The organism is Jezberella sp. (genome assembly GCF_964834465.1).
Genome location: NZ_CBAZRM010000003.1, coordinates 208,917 through 226,862, shown reverse-complemented (window position 1 = coordinate 226,862; position 17,946 = coordinate 208,917). Strand labels below are relative to the sequence as shown.

At 55.4% G+C, this 17,946-nt stretch carries 1 protein-coding gene (cut by a window edge); it reads left to right on the top strand.

What is annotated here, in order from left to right:
- A protein-coding gene (locus AC1W8Y_RS03705) for a beta strand repeat-containing protein (protein WP_482013118.1) crosses the window boundary here: on the top strand, positions 1-17,946 show its 3' portion. Its footprint begins 12,102 nt before the window's first position; only the last 17,946 of its 30,048 coding nucleotides appear in the window; its start codon lies off the left edge, out of view; its stop codon occupies positions 17,944-17,946.

The following is a 17,946-nucleotide window of genomic DNA, read 5'->3' as shown; positions in this document are numbered from 1 at the left end:
GGCTTGACCTACGACAGCTCAGGCGTCGTGACGGGCACCACGACAGGCTACACCGTCAGCGGTTTGTTGAACGCACAAACGCTCGCGGGCCTGACGCTGACGAGTGCAGGGGGTTTAGCGACAGCGTCAGTCGTGGGTGGCCCTTACACCATCACCCCGAGCGCAGCCAGCGTGAATGGTGGCATTGCGATCTCGAACTATGCGGTAACTTACAACACGTCCACACTGACGGTGAATCCTGCAACCGTGAGCGTTACGGCAACTAAGGTCTATGACGGCACAACAGGCTTGACGAGCAGCCAAGTCACGATCTCGGGTGTCACGATCGGTGGTGTTACTGAAAGCTTGGGCTATACCGGCACCGCCTTGTTATCGGATGCGAACGTGGCAACGGCGAATAAGTATGTTGTTGATACGAATGTCACGTTGGCCAACGGTAGTACCGGCGTTGCGAGCAACTATGTCTTGCCAAGCAGTGCTTATGTGGCCAGCCTAAACACAGCGACGGTGAGCCAAGCCACGGCAAACCTCAGCGCGACGAAAGTCTATGACGGCTCAACCGGTCTGACAAACAGTCAGATTACTGTGACAGGTGTGACGGTCGGTGGTGTGACTCAAGTACTGGGTTATACGGGTACCGCCAGCTTGTCAGACGCGAACGTCGCAACGGCTAATAAATATGTCGTCGATAGCAGCATCAGCTTGGCGAACGGCGGCAGTGGTAGCACCGTGGGTCTGGCCAGCAATTACACCCTGCCAAGTAGTGCGAACGGTGCAAGTAACGCAGCCACCGTCACCGCCGCAACCGCGACGCTGAGTGCCACCAAAGTCTACGATGGCACCACTAGCCTTACCAGCGATCAGGTCACGATTGCTGGCGTCACCGTCAACGGGTCGGCTCAAACCTTGAGCTATACGGGCACCGCGACCTTGTCAGATGCCAATGTTGCAACCACCAATAAATATGTCGTCGATACTGGCGTGACCTTGGCAAATGGTGGCACTGGCCTCGCGAGCAATTATGTGTTGGCCAGTAGTGCCTATCAGGCCAACGTCAATAGCGCGACAGTGACACCCGCAACGGCTTCAATAACGGCCACCAAGGTCTACGACGGCACGACTGGCTTGAGTAACAGCAACGTGACTATCACCGGCGTCACGGTGGGTGGAACGACTCAGTCACTTGGCTTTACAGGCACTGCAACGCTCTCTGACGCAAATGTCTCGACTGCGAACAAGTACATTGTTGTCGGCAGCGTGACCTTGACCAATGGTACGGGTGGCGTTGCTAGCAACTATGTCTTGCCCAGCAGTGCGTATAGTTCGACCAACAACGTGGCATCCGTAACCGTTGCTACTGTGACGCTGTCGGCAGCTAAGACCTACGACGGCACCACGGGGTTATCGGGCACACAGGTGACGATTACTGGCGTTAACGGCGAGTCGCTGAGTTACAGCGGCGCAAGCGCCATAAGCGCCAATGTGGCCAACAACGGCAGCAACTACATCAACGCCATTGCGCTCGTTAACGGGTCAGGTGGCAATGCCGGTGTCACGTCCAACTACACGTTGCCAAGTCTCAGTTTTGCGAGTGCGCCGGTGACGATTTCTGCAGCACCCCTCACGATTACCGCGAGCGCCGACAGCAAGGTGTACGGCTCAAGCTCAACCACTGGCAGCCTGACCTACGATAGCACTGGGGCGGTGACGGGCGTGACAACGGGCTACACCGCGACCGGTTTAGTGAATTCGCAGACCCTTGCAGGGGTTAACTTGGCAAGCACCGGGGCGTTGACTACGGCGTCTGTAGCCGCAGGTCCCTATCTCATTACGCCAAGCGGTGCTGTGCTCAGCAACGGCGTTTCGCTCAACAACTATAGCGTCACTTATGCGACCGGTTTGCTGACCGTCAATCCCGCGACGGCAACCATTTCGGCAACTAAGACCTATGACAACACGACGGGTCTCATCAGCAGCCAAGTGACCATCTCGGGCGTTAATGGGGAAGTGTTGGCCTACAGCGGCACCGCATCGGTCAATAACGCCAACGTGAGTGCCAATGGCTCTAATTACGTGACTGGCACCATTGCCTTGGCCAACGGCACAGGTTCATCGGCTGGCGTGGCGAGTAACTACGTGCTGCCTAGCTTGACGGCTCACTCGAGTAACGACAGCGCAACGATTAACGCCTACGCCGGGTTCGTCACGTTGACGGCAAACAGCCTGACAACGACGTATAGTGGTTTGGCTCAGACGGTCAGTGGGTTCACGGCCACCGGCTTGTTGGGGACGGACGCGAACAACGTGGCAACGTCGATGGCGGGGTATAGCGCAAGCGTAACGGGCACCAATGCTGCGACCTATACCAATAGCGTCACAGGCAGCAACACCAATACCAACTACAACAACATCACGCTTGCGACAGGCGCCTTGACGATTGGTCAAGCGACGGTTTCTATCAGCGCGACTAAAACGTATGACAACACCACCAGCCTGACTAGCAGCCAAATTGTGATCAGCGGTGTGAACGGTGAAACCTTGAATTACAACGGCACGGCAACAGCCAATAACGCCAATGTCAGCGCCAACGGATCGAACTATGTGAGCGGCATCACATCGCTTGCCAACGGCACGGGCAGCCTGGCAAGCAACTATGTGTTGCCAAGCCTCGCTGCTCACGGTGGCAATAACAATGCGACCATCAACCCTTACACCGGTTTGGTTACGCTGACCGCCAACAGCCTGACCTCAACATATAGCGGTCAATCACAAAACGTCAGTGGGTTTAGCGCAACGGGTCTCTTGGGCAACGATGCTAATAGCGTCGCCAACACTATGTCGGGCTACAGCGCCAGCGTCAGCGGCACCAACGCCGGTAGCTACACCAACACCGTGACGGGCGCCAACACGAATACCAACTACAACAACGTGACCCAAGCCACGGGGACGTTGACGATTGGTCAAGCAACGGTTGCCATCAGTGGCATCAAGACGTATGACAGCACCACTGCCTTAACGAGCGGTCAGATCACGATCAGCGGTGTCAATGGTGAAATACTGAGTTATACCGGGACAGCAGTCGCCAACAACGCAAACGTGAGTGGCAATGGCTCTAACTTTGTATCCGGCATCGTGCTCGCCAACGGCACGGGCAGCTTGGCCAGCAACTATGTCTTGCCAAGCCTGACAGCACATTCAAATAACAACACCGTGACGATTAATGCGTACGCAGGGCAGGTTACCCTGACCGCGAATAGTCTGAACACCACATACAGTGGCTTGGCTCAGACCGATAGTGGCTTTACCGCCAACGGCCTTCTAGGTAACGATGCAAGCAACGCAGCCACCACGATGTCTGGCTATAGCGCCAGTGTGTCAGCTACTAATGCAGGTAGTTACATCAATAGCGTCACGGGTAGCAATACCAATACGAATTACAACAATGTGGTTCTGGCCACCGGGACGTTAACCATCGGCAAGGCGACCGTAGCGATAAGCGCCGCTAAGACCTATGACAACACCACGGCGCTAACCAGTAGTCAGATCACCATCAACGGTGTGAACTCAGAAGTGCTGAGCTATACCGGCACAGCCGTTGCCAATAGCGCCAACGTGAGCGCCAACGGTTCGAATTTTGTGACTGGCATTGCGCTTGCCAACGGCACGGGTAGTCTGGCAAGTAACTACAGCTTGCCAAGCCTGACTGCATACTCCGCCAATAACACGGTGACGATAAGTACTTACGCAGGGCAGGTGACCTTGACTGCCAATAGCTTGTCGACGACTTATAGTGGGTTGGCGCAAACCGTCAGTGGCTTTACGGCGACTGGGTTGCTCGGCACCGATGCGGTTAGCCCAACGACCACGCTGTCAGGGTATACGGCTAGCGTCACGGGTACCAACGCCGGTAGCTATACAAATACGGTGACAGGTAGCAATACCAACGCCAATTACAGCAATATTGCCCTGGCAACCGGTAGCTTAAGCATCTCGCAGGCAACCGCACGTATCACAGCAACCAAAACTTACGACAGTACCGTTAACCTCACGAGTGCTCAGGTCAGCATCAGCGGTGTCAATGGTGAACTGCTTGGTTACAACGGCACCGCGACGACTAATAATGCCAACGTGAGCGCCAACGGTGCTAATTACGTCTCCGGTATTACGTCACTTGCCAATGGGGCTGGCAGCTTGGCAAGTAACTATCTGTTGCCAAGTCTGACTGCCTACTCGACCAACAATACAGCCACCATCAATCCATACGCTGGCCTGGTGACCTTGACCGCCAATAGTTTGAGTTCAACTTACAGCGGGCTTGTTCAAACCGCTAGTGGCTTTAGCGCCACGGGTCTGCTGGGTACGGACGCAAGTAACGTGGCGACGACGATGGCAGGTTACTCGGCAAGCGTAAGTGCGACGAATGCGGGCACCTACACGAATTCGATGACCGGCAGCAATACCAACGCCAACTACAACAATGTGGCAGTGGCTACTGGTTCGCTCACGATTGGTCGGGCCACTGTCTCGATCAGTGCTAGCAAGACCTATGACACCACCGCGAGCCTTAACAGTAGTCAGGTTGCCATTAATGGCGTCAATGGCGAGGTCTTGGCCTATACCGGCACGGCACTGGCCAATAACGCCAATGTGAGTTCGAATGGGTCGAATTTTGTCACCGGGATCGTATTGGCGAATGGTACGGGTAGCCTGGCCAGCAATTACCTATTACCTAGCTTGACTGCACAGTCCAGCAACAACAATGTCACGGTCAGCGCTTACAACGGGCTGGTAACCCTGACCGCCAACAGTTTGACCTCAACGTATTCTGGTCTGGCTCAGACGGTTAGCGGCTTTACTGCCAACGGCTTGTTGGGTACTGATTCGTTGAGCCCAGCCACGACGATGTCTGGCTACACCGCAAGCGTGACGGGGACGAATGTCAATACCTACACCAATGCCTTCACCGGTAATAATACCAATACCAATTACAGCAACGTGAGCGTTGTTTCTGGCACGCTGGTCATCAATCAGGCGACAGTATCGATTAATGCGACAAAAACGTATGACAACACCACGAGCTTAACCAGCAGTCAGGTCACCATCAGCGGCGTCAATGGTGAAATCTTGAGCTACACAGGTACGGCGGTCGCGAACAATGCCAACGTCAGCGCCAACGGATCGAATTTCGTTAGCGGCATCACGCTGGCGGATGGCACCGGCAGTTTGGCAAGCAACTATTTAATGCCAAGTCTGACGGCTCACTCAAACGGCAACAACGCCACCATCAACGCCTACGCCGGTCAGATTACGTTGACCGCGAACAGTGTGAGCTCAACCTACAGTGGCGTCGCACAAACGGTGAGCGGGTTTACGGCAACAGGTCTTTTGGGTACTGACGCGACCACGCCTGCGACCACGATGTCAGGCTATAGCGCTAGTGTCACCGCGACCAACGCTGGTACTTATACCAGCACAGTGACGGGTAACAATACCAATTCGAACTACAGCAATGTGGCTGTGGTGTCTGGTAGTCTCGCCATCGCTCGGGCAACAGCCGTGATCAGCGCGACCAAAACTTACGACAGCACGACCACGTTGAGCAGCAGCCAGGTGACGATCAGCGGGGTAAATGGCGAAATCTTGAGCTACACCGGGACCGCGCTTGCCAATAGCGCTAACGTGAGTGCTAATGGCGCTAACTACGTGACCGGGATTGTGCTGGCCAACGGCACAGGTAGCCTGGCCAGTAACTATTTCACGCCGAGCCTGACTGCTTACTCAAGCAACAATAGCGTCACGATCAATCCTTATGCAGGGCAGGTGACGCTGACGGGCAATAGCCAGAGCACGACCTACACCGGGCTGGCGCAGTCCGTCAGTGGTTTCACGGCAACGGGTCTGGTGGGCACGGATGCCAACAACGCATCGACCACGATGTCTGGTTATAGCGCGAGCGTGACGGGTACCAACGCAGGTACCTACAGCAATGCGGTGACAGGCACCAATGTCAACACCAATTACAACAATGTCGTGCTTGTGGCTGGTAGCCTAGCGATTGGGCAAGCGACAGCGCAGATCAGTGCAAGTAAGACCTACGACAACACGACCGGCCTAACCAGTAGTCAAGTGACGATCACCGGCGTCAATAGCGAAGTGTTGGGTTACAGCGGCACGGCGTCTGCGAACAGTGCCAATGTCAGTTCAAATGGGTTTAACTTTGTCTCGGGCATCTCGCTGGCCAACGGTACGGGTAGTTCAGCGGGTCTTGCCAGTAACTATCTGTTGCCTAGCCTGACCGCTCACTCAGGAAACAACAACGTTTCGATCAGCCCTTATGCCGGTCAAATCACCTTGACTTCTAATAGTGCGACAAGCGTATATAGCGGTGTTGCCCAGACGCTCAGCGGGTTCACGGCGACTGGCTTGCTTGGCACCGATGCAAGTAGCTCAGCCGCGACGATGTCGGGCTATAGCGCCAGCGTGACCGCGACCAACGCTGGCACTTATACCAACGCGTTTACGGGCAGCAACACCAATACGAACTACAGTAATGTGGTGCTGGCAACAGGTAGCCTTGTGATTGGTCAAGCCACGGCCAGCGTGGCCGCCGTCAAAACCTACGACAACACCACCAACCTGAGCACCAGCCAAGTGACCGTCACCGGCGTCAATGGCGAGGTGTTGAGTTCTGTTGGTACGGCGGTCGCTAACAACGCTAACGTCAACGGCAACGCAACGAATTACGTCACGACGATTGTGTTAGGCAATGGCACCGATAGCTCAGCAGGGTTAGCCAGCAACTACTTGCTGCCAAGCCTGACGGCTCGTTCCAGCAACAATACCGTCACGATTAACGCTTATGCAGGTCAAGTCACGCTGACTGGCAATAGCTTGAGCTCAACCTACACGGGCTTAGCGCAATCGGTGAGCGGCTTCGCCGCCACCGGCTTGTTGGGCACGGATGCGATCAATGTGGCAACCACGATGGCTGGTTATAGCGCCAGCGTGACCGCGACCAACGCAGGTACTTATACCAACACAGTAACGGGTAGCAACACCAACACCAACTACAGCAATATCGTTCTCGTGGCAGGCTCGCTCAACATCGGACAGGCAACAGCAGCGATCAGCGCAACCAAGACCTATGACAACACGACGGCACTGACAAGTAGTCAAGTCACCATCACGGGTGTCAACGGTGAAGTACTGGGTTACACGGGGTCGGCCACGGCTAACACCATGAATGTGAGTGGCAACGGGGCCAACTACGTCACGACGGGCATCACGCTGGCCAATGGCACGGGCGGCTCTGCTGGTTTGGCAAGCAACTATGTACTGCCAAGTCTGGTCGCCTACTCAAGCAACAATAGTGTGACAATCAATGCCTACACCGGTCAAGTGACGCTGACGGCAAATAGTTCGGGCACGACCTACAGTGGCCAGTCACAGACGGTAAGCGGCTTCACCGCAACGGGTCTGTTAGGGACGGATGCTAACAATGCGTCTGGCACGCTATCTGGTTATAGCGCCACAGTCAGTGGTACCAATGCCGGTAGTTATACCAATACCGTGACTGGCACCAACATCAATACTAACTACAGCAATATCGTGTTGACGACCGGTACGCTGACCATTAGTCCGGCAACGGCAACCATCAGCGCCAGTAAGACGTATGACACCACGACATCGCTGATCAGCAGTCAGGTGTCGATCACGGGTCTCAATGGTGAGATCCTGGGCTACACAGGAACCGCGCAGGCTAATAACGCCAACGTGAGCGCTAACGGGTCTAACTATGTGACAAGCGGCATTACGTTAGCGGACGGAACGGGTAGCTCTGCAGGGCTTGCAAGCAACTATGTATTGCCAAGTTTGACGGTGCGCTCTTCGTACAACACGGCGACGGTGAATCCGTACACAGGGCAGGTGACGTTAACGGCCAACAGTGGCAGCGGCACGTATAGTGGTTTGGCCCAATCCGTGACGGGCTTCACGGCCACTGGCTTGTTGGGAACCGACACCAATAACGTGTCGAGCGTGATGTCGGGCTATAGCGCCAGTGTGAACGGCACCAATGCTGGCACCTACACGAACACGGTCACTGGCGCTAACATCAACGCCAACTACAACGACATTGTCTTGGCAACTGGTACACTGACCATTGGCAAGGCGACCGCTTCGATCAGCGCCACTAAAGTCTATGACAGCACGACCGGGTTAACCACCAACCAAGTCACGATTACTGGTGTCACGGCCAATGGCGCGACTCAAGTGCTTGGCTATACAGGCGCCGCGACGCTGTCAGACGCTAACGTCGCGACAGTCAATAAATATGTTGTTGATACTGGCATGACACTGGCTAATGGTGGCAGCGGCAGTTCGGTGGGCTTGGCCGCTAACTATGTGTTGCCTGCCAGTGCCTATGCGAGCGGCCAGAATAGCGCCACAGTCACACCAGCGACTGCGTCGATCAGCGCCACTAAAACGTATGACAACACAACCAGTTTGACCAACAGTCAAGTCACGATTTCCGGGGTCAACGGTGAGGCACTGAGCTATACCGGTACGGCCACCCTTAACAATGCCAATGTGAGCGCTAATGGGTCGAACTTTGTGTCAGGCACCTTTACCTTGGCTAACGGCAGTAGCGCAGTGGCGAGCAATTACGTCCTGCCAAGCCTGACCGGCTACGCGGGTAACAACAATGCCACGGTCAATGCCTATGCGGGCTTGATCACCTTGACTGGCAATAGTTCGGCTACCACGTATACCGGCTTGGCCCAGTCGGTCAGCGGTTTCACTGCTAACGGTTTGCTGGGTAACGACGCACTGAACGCGGCCACTACCATGGCAGGTTACAGCGCGACCGTCAGTGGGATCAACGCGGGCTCTTACAACAACATCGTGACGGGCAGCAACACGAATACCAACTACAGTAACGTTACCGTCGCAGCTGGTACATTGAGTATTGGTCAAGCGACTGCCAGCATCAGTGCGACCAAGATCTACGACAACGGTACGACGTTGAACAGCAGTCAGATTACGATCACAGGTGTGACGGTCAACGGGGTTACCGAGGTACTGGGCTACACCGGTACGGCCGTTGCCAACAATGCCAACGTGAGCGCCAACGGGTCGAATTACGTGTCGGGGATCACAGCGCTCGCTAATGGCGGATCTGGTAGCACGACCGGGCTCGCGGGTAACTATTTATTACCGAGCCAAACAGCGCAATCGAGCGGCAATAACGTGACGATTAATGCCTACGCCGGTCTGGTCACGTTGACGGCGAATTCATCAAGTACGACCTATACCGGTTTGACACAATCGGTGACAGGCTTTACTGCGACCGGCTTATTGGGTACAGATGCCTCGAACGCGACGACAACCATGGCTGGCTATAGTGCTGCTGGCAGTGGTACCAATGCGGGTAGCTACACCAGCACCGTGACTGGTACCAACACCAATAGCAACTACAGCAACATTGCTTTGGCCACAGGCACCTTAACGATTGCACGGGCGACCGCTTCGATCAGCGCGACCAAGACCTATGACAATACGACCAGCCTGACCACGAGCCAGGTAACCATTTCCGGGGTGAATGGCGAGGTCTTGGCTTACACCGGAACCGCGGTCATCAATAACGCCAACGTCAGTGCTAACGGCTCGAATTATGTGTTGGGTAGTATTGCGCTTGCCAATGGCAGCAACGGATTAGCCAGTAACTACGTCTTGCCTAGCTTGACTGCTTACTCAAGCGGTAACAGTGCGACTGTCAATGCCTATGCAGGTCAAATTACCCTGACAGCCAACAGTTTGACTTCGACCTATACGGGTCTCGCTCAGACTGTCGGTGGCTTCACCGCCAATGGTCTGTTAGGCACTGACGCTACCAACGTCTCGACGACAATGGCTGGCTACAGCGCGAGTGTGAGTGGCACCAATGCCGGTAGCTATGCCGATACAGTCACAGGCACCAATTCGAACAGCAATTACAGCAATATCGCACTCGCAACCGGTACGCTGACGATTGGTAAAGCAACGGCTAATGTCAGTGCCACGAAGACGTATGATGGCACGACCACGCTGAGCAACAGTCAGGTGACGATTACTGGGGTGACGGTCAACGGTTCGACGCAGACCTTGGGGTATACGGGGACGGCAGCCCTGTCGGATGCCAATGTAGCGACAGCGAACAAGTACGTGGTCGATAGCAGCCTGACCCTGACCAATGGGACAAGCGGCACGGTGGGTCTTGCCAGTAACTACGTGCTGCCAAGTGCTGTCTATATTGCCAATACCAATAGCGCGACGGTGACCCCGGCGAGCGCAGCGGTGAGCGCGACCAAGGTGTATGACGCGACAACGGGGCTGAGCACCAGTCAGGTGACGATTACTGGGGTGACAGTCAGTGGCAGCACCCAGTCACTGGGCTACACGGGGACGGCGACGGTGTCGGATGCCAACGTGGTGACTGCTAATAAGTACGTCTTGACCAGCGGTATGACCTTGATTGACGGTGGCAGTGGCAGCACGCTTGGCGTGGCCAGCAACTATGTGTTGCCAGCCAGCAGCTATAGCGGGCTACTCAACAGTGCGACGGTATCGCCTGCGACGGTGACCTTGTCCGCTGCCAAGACCTATGATGGCACGACAGCGTTTGGTGGCACCCAAGTGACGATCACGGGCGTCAATGGCCAGAGCTTGAGCTACAGTGGCGCCACGTCGTCAAGCCCTGATGTGTCGAACAACGGCAGCAACTACCTGACTGCGATCACCTTGGGTAATGGCAGTGGTTCGAATGCAGGGGTTTCAACCAACTACACCTTGCCCACGTTAAATGTCAGCAACGCTGCGGTCACGATCAACACTGCGCCTTTGACGATTACAGCGATCGCTGATGCCAAGACCTACGCCTCGGGCACGACCACGACCAACGGGGTTGTCTACGACAGCACCGGCACGGCAACGGGTGCGACCACGGGTTACGCGGTCAGTGGTTTGGTGAACTCGCAAACCCTGTCTGGGGTGACCTTGAGTAGCACAGGTGGGTTGGTGACGGCCACCGTGACTGGCGGGCCATACACCATCACGCCAGTGACAGCGACTATCACGGGCGGCATCAACCTGTCTAACTACAACGTCACCTACGTGAATGGCAGCATGACGGTGAATCCGCTGGCCTTGACCATCACAGGGTCGACGGGTCTGAGCAAAACCTATGATGCAACGACCGCCTTGCCAAGTGGCAGTTCGGGTTACAGCGTCACGACGTATACCGCGACGAATGGCGTGCTCTCTGGCCTGCCTAACAGCGATGTCGTGACAGTGGCTGGGGCACCGGTGTTTAGTTCTGCTAACGCTGGTAGTGTCAATGTGGTGCAGGGTTCGCTCACGTTGTCAGGCACGGCGGCCACCAACTACTCGATCAGCTGGGTCAACGGCGGCACCAGCACTATTACTAAAGCGGTATTGACGGTGACCGCGAACGATGCGGCCAAGCTGTCGGTACAGACCGATACCTCGGGCTTGAATGGGGTGTCGTATAGCGGGTTTGTGGATGGTCAGACCTCGAGTGTGTTGACGACCGCACCGACTGTGACAGTTAACCGTGCCAATGCGACAGCCAATGCAACGGGCCTATCGAGCACCAACAACGGTAGCGATCTGCCAGGCACATACTCAGGCGTTCTGGTGGCAGCCGGTGGGGTAGCAAGTAACTACTCGTTTAGCTATGTGAACGGTAATTACACCAATGTGGGGACAGGCACGGTGCTGGTTCAGGTCACCAATACCTCAGTGACGTATGGCACGACCCCCGCGCTTGTGATCTCAAGTGTGGCAGAGATCAATCCTGGCAATACGAGCGCGGTGCTGAACTTGACGGCGGTCTCGCACAGTGGCAACACATATACCTACACCGATAACTACACGTCTTCAACGACTACGCCCACGACCGTGACCTTCACGCTCAATCCCGGCACGACGGCCAACAGCTCGGGTTATGCCAACGTTGGCAATTACCAGGTGGCGGCGACGGGTATCTCGGTCGGTGGCGGTGGCAACATCTACAACCAAGTGTTCACGGGTAACGTGACCGTTACGGCTGCACCGATCACCCCCGTGACCAGTGGCGTGAGCAAGGTCTACGACGGCAGCAACACGATGACGAACCTGACCTTGGCCCCCTCGGGCACGATGACAGGTGACACCTTGGCGCTGAGCGGCGCGGGTACTTACTCAACGGTTAACGCGGGTAGCAATCTGAACTACACCGTCTCGGGGATTACGCTCTCTGGCACGAACGCTTCGAATTATTACTTGCCAGCCGGTTCAACCTATACGGGCAGCAACGGGGTGATCACGGCACGTCCGATCAATGTGACGGCACCTAGCATCACCAAGGTCTACGATGGTACGACTGCCTACACGACGACGGCGAGCAATCTGTCGACCGTTGGCACCGCCTCTGGTCTGGTCGCTGGCAATACGGTTGCGAGCCTGAACCTTGCCTACGCATCGACGAATGCGGGGACGGGCATCTCGGTCACGCCGTCGGCAGCGGTGATCGACGACGGTAATAGTGGTAATAACTACAGCGTGACGTATGTTGCTGCCAACACCGGCGCGATCACTCAAGCCACGGCCAAGCTGAGCGCCACCAAAGTCTACGACGGGACGACAGGGTTGACCAATAGCCAAGTGACCATTACCGGTGTCACGGTCAACGGCGCGACACAAGTACTGGGTTACACCGGTACTGCGTCGACCTCTGACTCGAACGTGTCGACCAGCAGCAAGTATGTGGTGGATACGGGAATGACGCTCGCCAACGGTGGCAGTGGCAGCACGGCTGGGTTGGCGGCGAACTATGTGTTGCCAAGTAGCGTGTATGACGCGACGCAAAACAGTGCAACGGTCACACCAGCGACCGCGACGATCAGTGCCACGAAGACGTATGATGGCACGACCACGCTGAGCAACAGTCAGGTGACGATTACTGGGGTGACGGTCAACGGTTCGACGCAGACCTTGGAGTATACGGGGACGGCAGCCCTGTCGGATGCCAATGTAGCGACAGCGAACAAGTACGTGGTCGACGCAGGCATCACGTTAGCGAATGGCAATGGCGGCGTCGCGAGCAATTACGTCCTACCGAACAGCGCATACAACACGTCGCAGAACACGGCCTCAATCAGCCCTGCGACGGTGATGCTGTCTGCTACTAAAACATATGATGGCACGGCTATGCTAAGCGGCTCTCAAGTCACGGTGACAGGTGTTAACGGTGAAACCTTAGGCTATTCAAACGCCGTTGCCACAAGCGCTAATGTTGCTGCCAATGGCAGTAACTATCTGAGTTCAATCAGCTTGCTTGACGGGACCGGATTGAATGCGGGCGTAACGTCCAATTATGTGTTGCCGGTTTTGACGGTGACCAACGCGCCTGTCACGATTACCCCAGCACCGCTGGTCATCACAGCAAGCAACGACAGCAAAATCTATGGCTCGACCACCACGACCAGTAGCCTCGTCTACAACAGCAGTGGGGTGATCTCTAGCACCACGAGTGGTTATAGCGTCACGGGCCTCGTGGCTTCTCAAACCTTATCCGGTGTCAGTCTGACAAGCACCGGCGCCTTAGCGACTACATCCGTTGTTGGTGGCCCATACGCCATCGTTGCCAGCGGTGCGACATTAAGCGGTGCTTATGCACTGTCTAACTACTCAGTGAGCTATGTCGACGGTTCATTGACGGTGACGCCTGCCGCTGTGACAGTCACCTCGACAAACCAGACCAGCACCTACGGTAGCGGCATCATGCTCGGCACCAGTGCATTTAGCACCTCTGGTTTACTCAACGGCAATAGCATCACCAGTGTGACGCTGAGCAGCACGGGTTCGAGCCCAACAGCCAACGCGGGCACGTATTCGATTACCGGTAGCAATGCAACCGGGGCGGCGGGTACGACGCTGAGCAACTACACGATCACCTACGTCAACGGTGTGCTGACTGTCAACCAAGCAGCGTTGTCTATCGTTGTGACCGTCGATAGCAAGTCGTATGGATCAACGGTCACTGCCAATAACGTGATCTATGACACCACGGGCAACTCAGCTACTTCAACGGTGGGCTATGTCGCCACGGGCCTGGTTAATTCGCAGACCCTGCTTGGCGTGAACCTGGCGAGTGCAGGGGGGCCACAGACGGCAACGGTCGCTGGTGGGCCTTACACCATCACGGCTAGCGGTGCCACGCTGTCGGGTGGGGCTGCTCTCTCCAATTACGCGGTGACCTATGTGTCGGGTGTGATGACGGTAAATCCTATCGCGATCAATCTCGTTGCCAATAGCACCAGCATGACCTATGGTGCTAGCACGATGCCAGCGCTGACGTATCAGTCCGTCTCTGGGTTGTTGAATGGCGATACATTGTCGGGTTCGCTTGCCACCACGGCCTCAGCTTACAACGGCGTTGCTGGTTCAGCCTCAAATGCCGGAACATACGCGATCACGCAAGGGACACTGACCGCCGGTACAAATTATTCGATTAATTACACCCCTGCAACGCTCACCGTGAATCAGGCGAACCTGACCGTGACGGCGTCAAATCAGGTGACGACATACGGCGCTCCGCTTGTCTTGCCGCAATCTGCTGTGGTGGCAACTGGGTTGGTCAATGGTGATTACGTGAGTTCGGCGACTGTCCTCTATAACGGTAGTCAAGTCGTGCCGAGCACCACGAATGCCGGCAGCTATTCTGGGGCTTTGACTTTATCCAACGCGCTCGGTGCTGGCATCAGCAATTACTCGATTAGCTATGTGGCCGGTGATTTGACGGTCAACAAGGCTGCTTTGACAGTAACCGCGGTGTCTGCAGGGCGCTTTGTCGGGTTGTCCGATAGCACCAGTTACGCGGGGGTGATGTATTCCGGCTTCCAGAATAGTGACTCAGCCACGAGCGGTGCGCTCGGTTCAGCCGTCTTGTCTATCACACGAACCAATGCGTCGGTGAATGCTGCGGGGACATACAACAGTGTGTTGATGCCTAGTTTGTCCGTGAATCCGCAAAACTATACGGTGAGCTATGTGGCTGGCACGTATACCATCGTTCCCGCCAATCAACTGCTCGTACAGATGGGCACAACCAGCACAGTCTATTCATCCGCACCGGTCTACAGCCCATCGTCGATGACCGTCTCGTATTGCACGAATTGCGTACAAGGCATGAATGCATCGTTGGCCAATATTATTCAGGTAAGCACCGCCAGTATCAACGTTTCTGGTAACGCGCTCACGATTAACGACGGTAACGGTACGAGCACAGGCTTTACCGTCGGCCCGCTGAGCGCGGTCTACAGTAGCTCAAATAACCTCTCTGTCGGTAGCTATGCATTGGGTGCAACTAATCTGAGCATCGTGACAACACCGATCGGAAGTACACCTAACTTTACCGCAGTCACGGTCACCGGAGGCTTAAGCGTCACACCACTGCAGATCACTCCCTCTAGCCTCGTGGTGAACGGTATCTCTAAGGTCTACGACGGTTCGGTCTACACCAGCAACTTGGCACTCGATGGTTCCGCAGTCTTTAAGACGGCTGACGCGGTTGCGGCAGCCGGAACAGGCACATTCTCAAGTAAAAATGTGGGTACCAACCTGTCTTACACGGTGGGGATCACGCTGAGCGGCGCTGACGCAACTAACTATCAAGTCACGAATGGATCCATTTACTCGGGCACCAACGGCAAAATCACGCAATTGAGTTCGGTCACGTACACGGGCCCCAACAGTGGTGGCGATTGGTCTAACCCCGCAAACTGGACAACGACTGGCACCACGGCTGTCGGCGCAATCCCTGACTTGTCGAACGTTGCCAACGTCATTATCCCGACTGGCACGTCAGTGGTATATGACAATGCAGTAGCCGGCCCTGTGACGTCAGCCTTTAACAATAGCGGCAATATCAGTTTCAATCTGTCGAACAACACAACAATATCTGCACCGATTTCCGGGTCGGGAACCGTCACGCTGACTGGGCTAGGCGTTCTCACCCTGGCCGGCACTAACAGCTATACCGGTGGGACCACACTGAACGCTGGCACCAGTCTGGATGTTGCCAACGCCACGGCGATTGGCACACCCAACATTACCTCGAACGGTACTTCCATCAATCCAGCCTCTCTCTCGGTTGATACGGGTGTGACCTTGCCATTCATCACACTGACCGGTGGCACGACGAAACTTCTAAGCGACGTGACCACGTCAGGCACACAATCGTATTCGAGTCTGATCTTTGCACCTTCTACGGGCACGACAACGACCTTGAGCAGCACAAACGCCGCGATTACCTTCTATGGCACTTTGGATGGAGCAACCACGAAAGTTGACTCGCTGGTGGCGAACGCCGGTACTGGTACGATCACCATCGGCGCCAGCATAGGCTCGTCGTCTCGGCTGAATAACCTGACGCTTAACGATGGCACCACCAACATTCTGGCCGATGTCTTGACGGCTTCCTCTCAGACATATAACGGCGCCGTGTTTATTGGCGATGCAAGTTATCTGGGCAAAACTGCGACGGTTGGGTTCTTGTACTCGGGCTACAAGTCTTACTTCCAGTTTTCGAGTGGTTCGATCACCAGCAATATCAATATCCTGAACAATAATCCTGTCAATGTCCGGACACTGATTTCCGAAGATCCCAACATTACCTTCAACGGTAAGATTGATGATCTGCAGACCTCCACCCACACACTGCTCGTTGGCGCTATCACGCCAGATAATTCGACCGCGTCAAGCAACGCCTCAAGTATCAACTTTGGGGCTGCGGTAGGGTCGGTATCGCCGCTTTATAGTTTGAATGCGCAGGTGATTGACAGCCTGACGCAAACCAATAATGACGCGAGTTATTTGGGGACCATCTCGTCTGTGGGTGGCGTCTGGACATACGAAAGTCAGACCTATCACGCCAACGTGTTTACCGCAAGAGCAACTAGCCAACCAGGCACCGTGACCTTAGCGGTCTATGACCCGTCGGGTAGTTTGAGCTTCTTGCTACCACTGCAAAGCAATGGGCAAATGAATTTGCAAAACACCAATAGTGTGGGCACATCAGGATTGGATGCCTTAGTCATCGACGGCACGAATAACTATTCGAGCCTAGCCAATACAAGCGGCACCCATAACTGGGGGCAACTGCTGCAGGTTAAGCCCGCATTGAACTATGTGCCCACGCCCTATGTGGCGCCAACGCCAACTACCCCCACCAATTCGTCAAACGCATCCAGTGCATCGAACACAAGCAATCCGACGAGCACTGTGAAGCCTGCTCCGGTTGTCGCCCCGGTTATTGTTAAACCAGCCAGCCGTACGGATATTGGCTATCCTCAGATCGTACAAAACTACACGACAACGATCGCGCTGCCCGCGTCGCTTGATACGACGATAAATCCGGTACCATCCGTGCAGGTTTCCGCACCGCTTGCATTGGACGGTTCAACACCCGTGCGCTCAATTACCTTTGCATTGAGCACGATCGAGCCAGGCTCAAGCACGCCTTTGACCCAAACCATGTTGATCGTCCCGCTGGGTGGTTTAATCCAGGCACCATTAGATGGTATGGTCAACGTGCAAGTTAAAGTGATGCAAAATGGTTCCCCCGTCACGCTTGTGTCGTCTAGCCCCGCCAAGGGCTTCCGTTTCACGGTGCCTGATGCGCTGATATCACAGATAGCCGACGTGCCTCCCGCCTTAGGGACAACGGCGACAGCTGTCATGGCCGACGGGTCTGCCTTGCCAAACTGGTTGGTCTTTAACCCAACGACCAAAACTTTCAGCGCAGAACTCGTGCCAGATGGCGTAAGTGCATTGGAAGTAAAAGTCAAGGTTTTCAAAGACAAAGAGGTCGTCGGGGAGACGACACTCACGATTAATACCAAATAG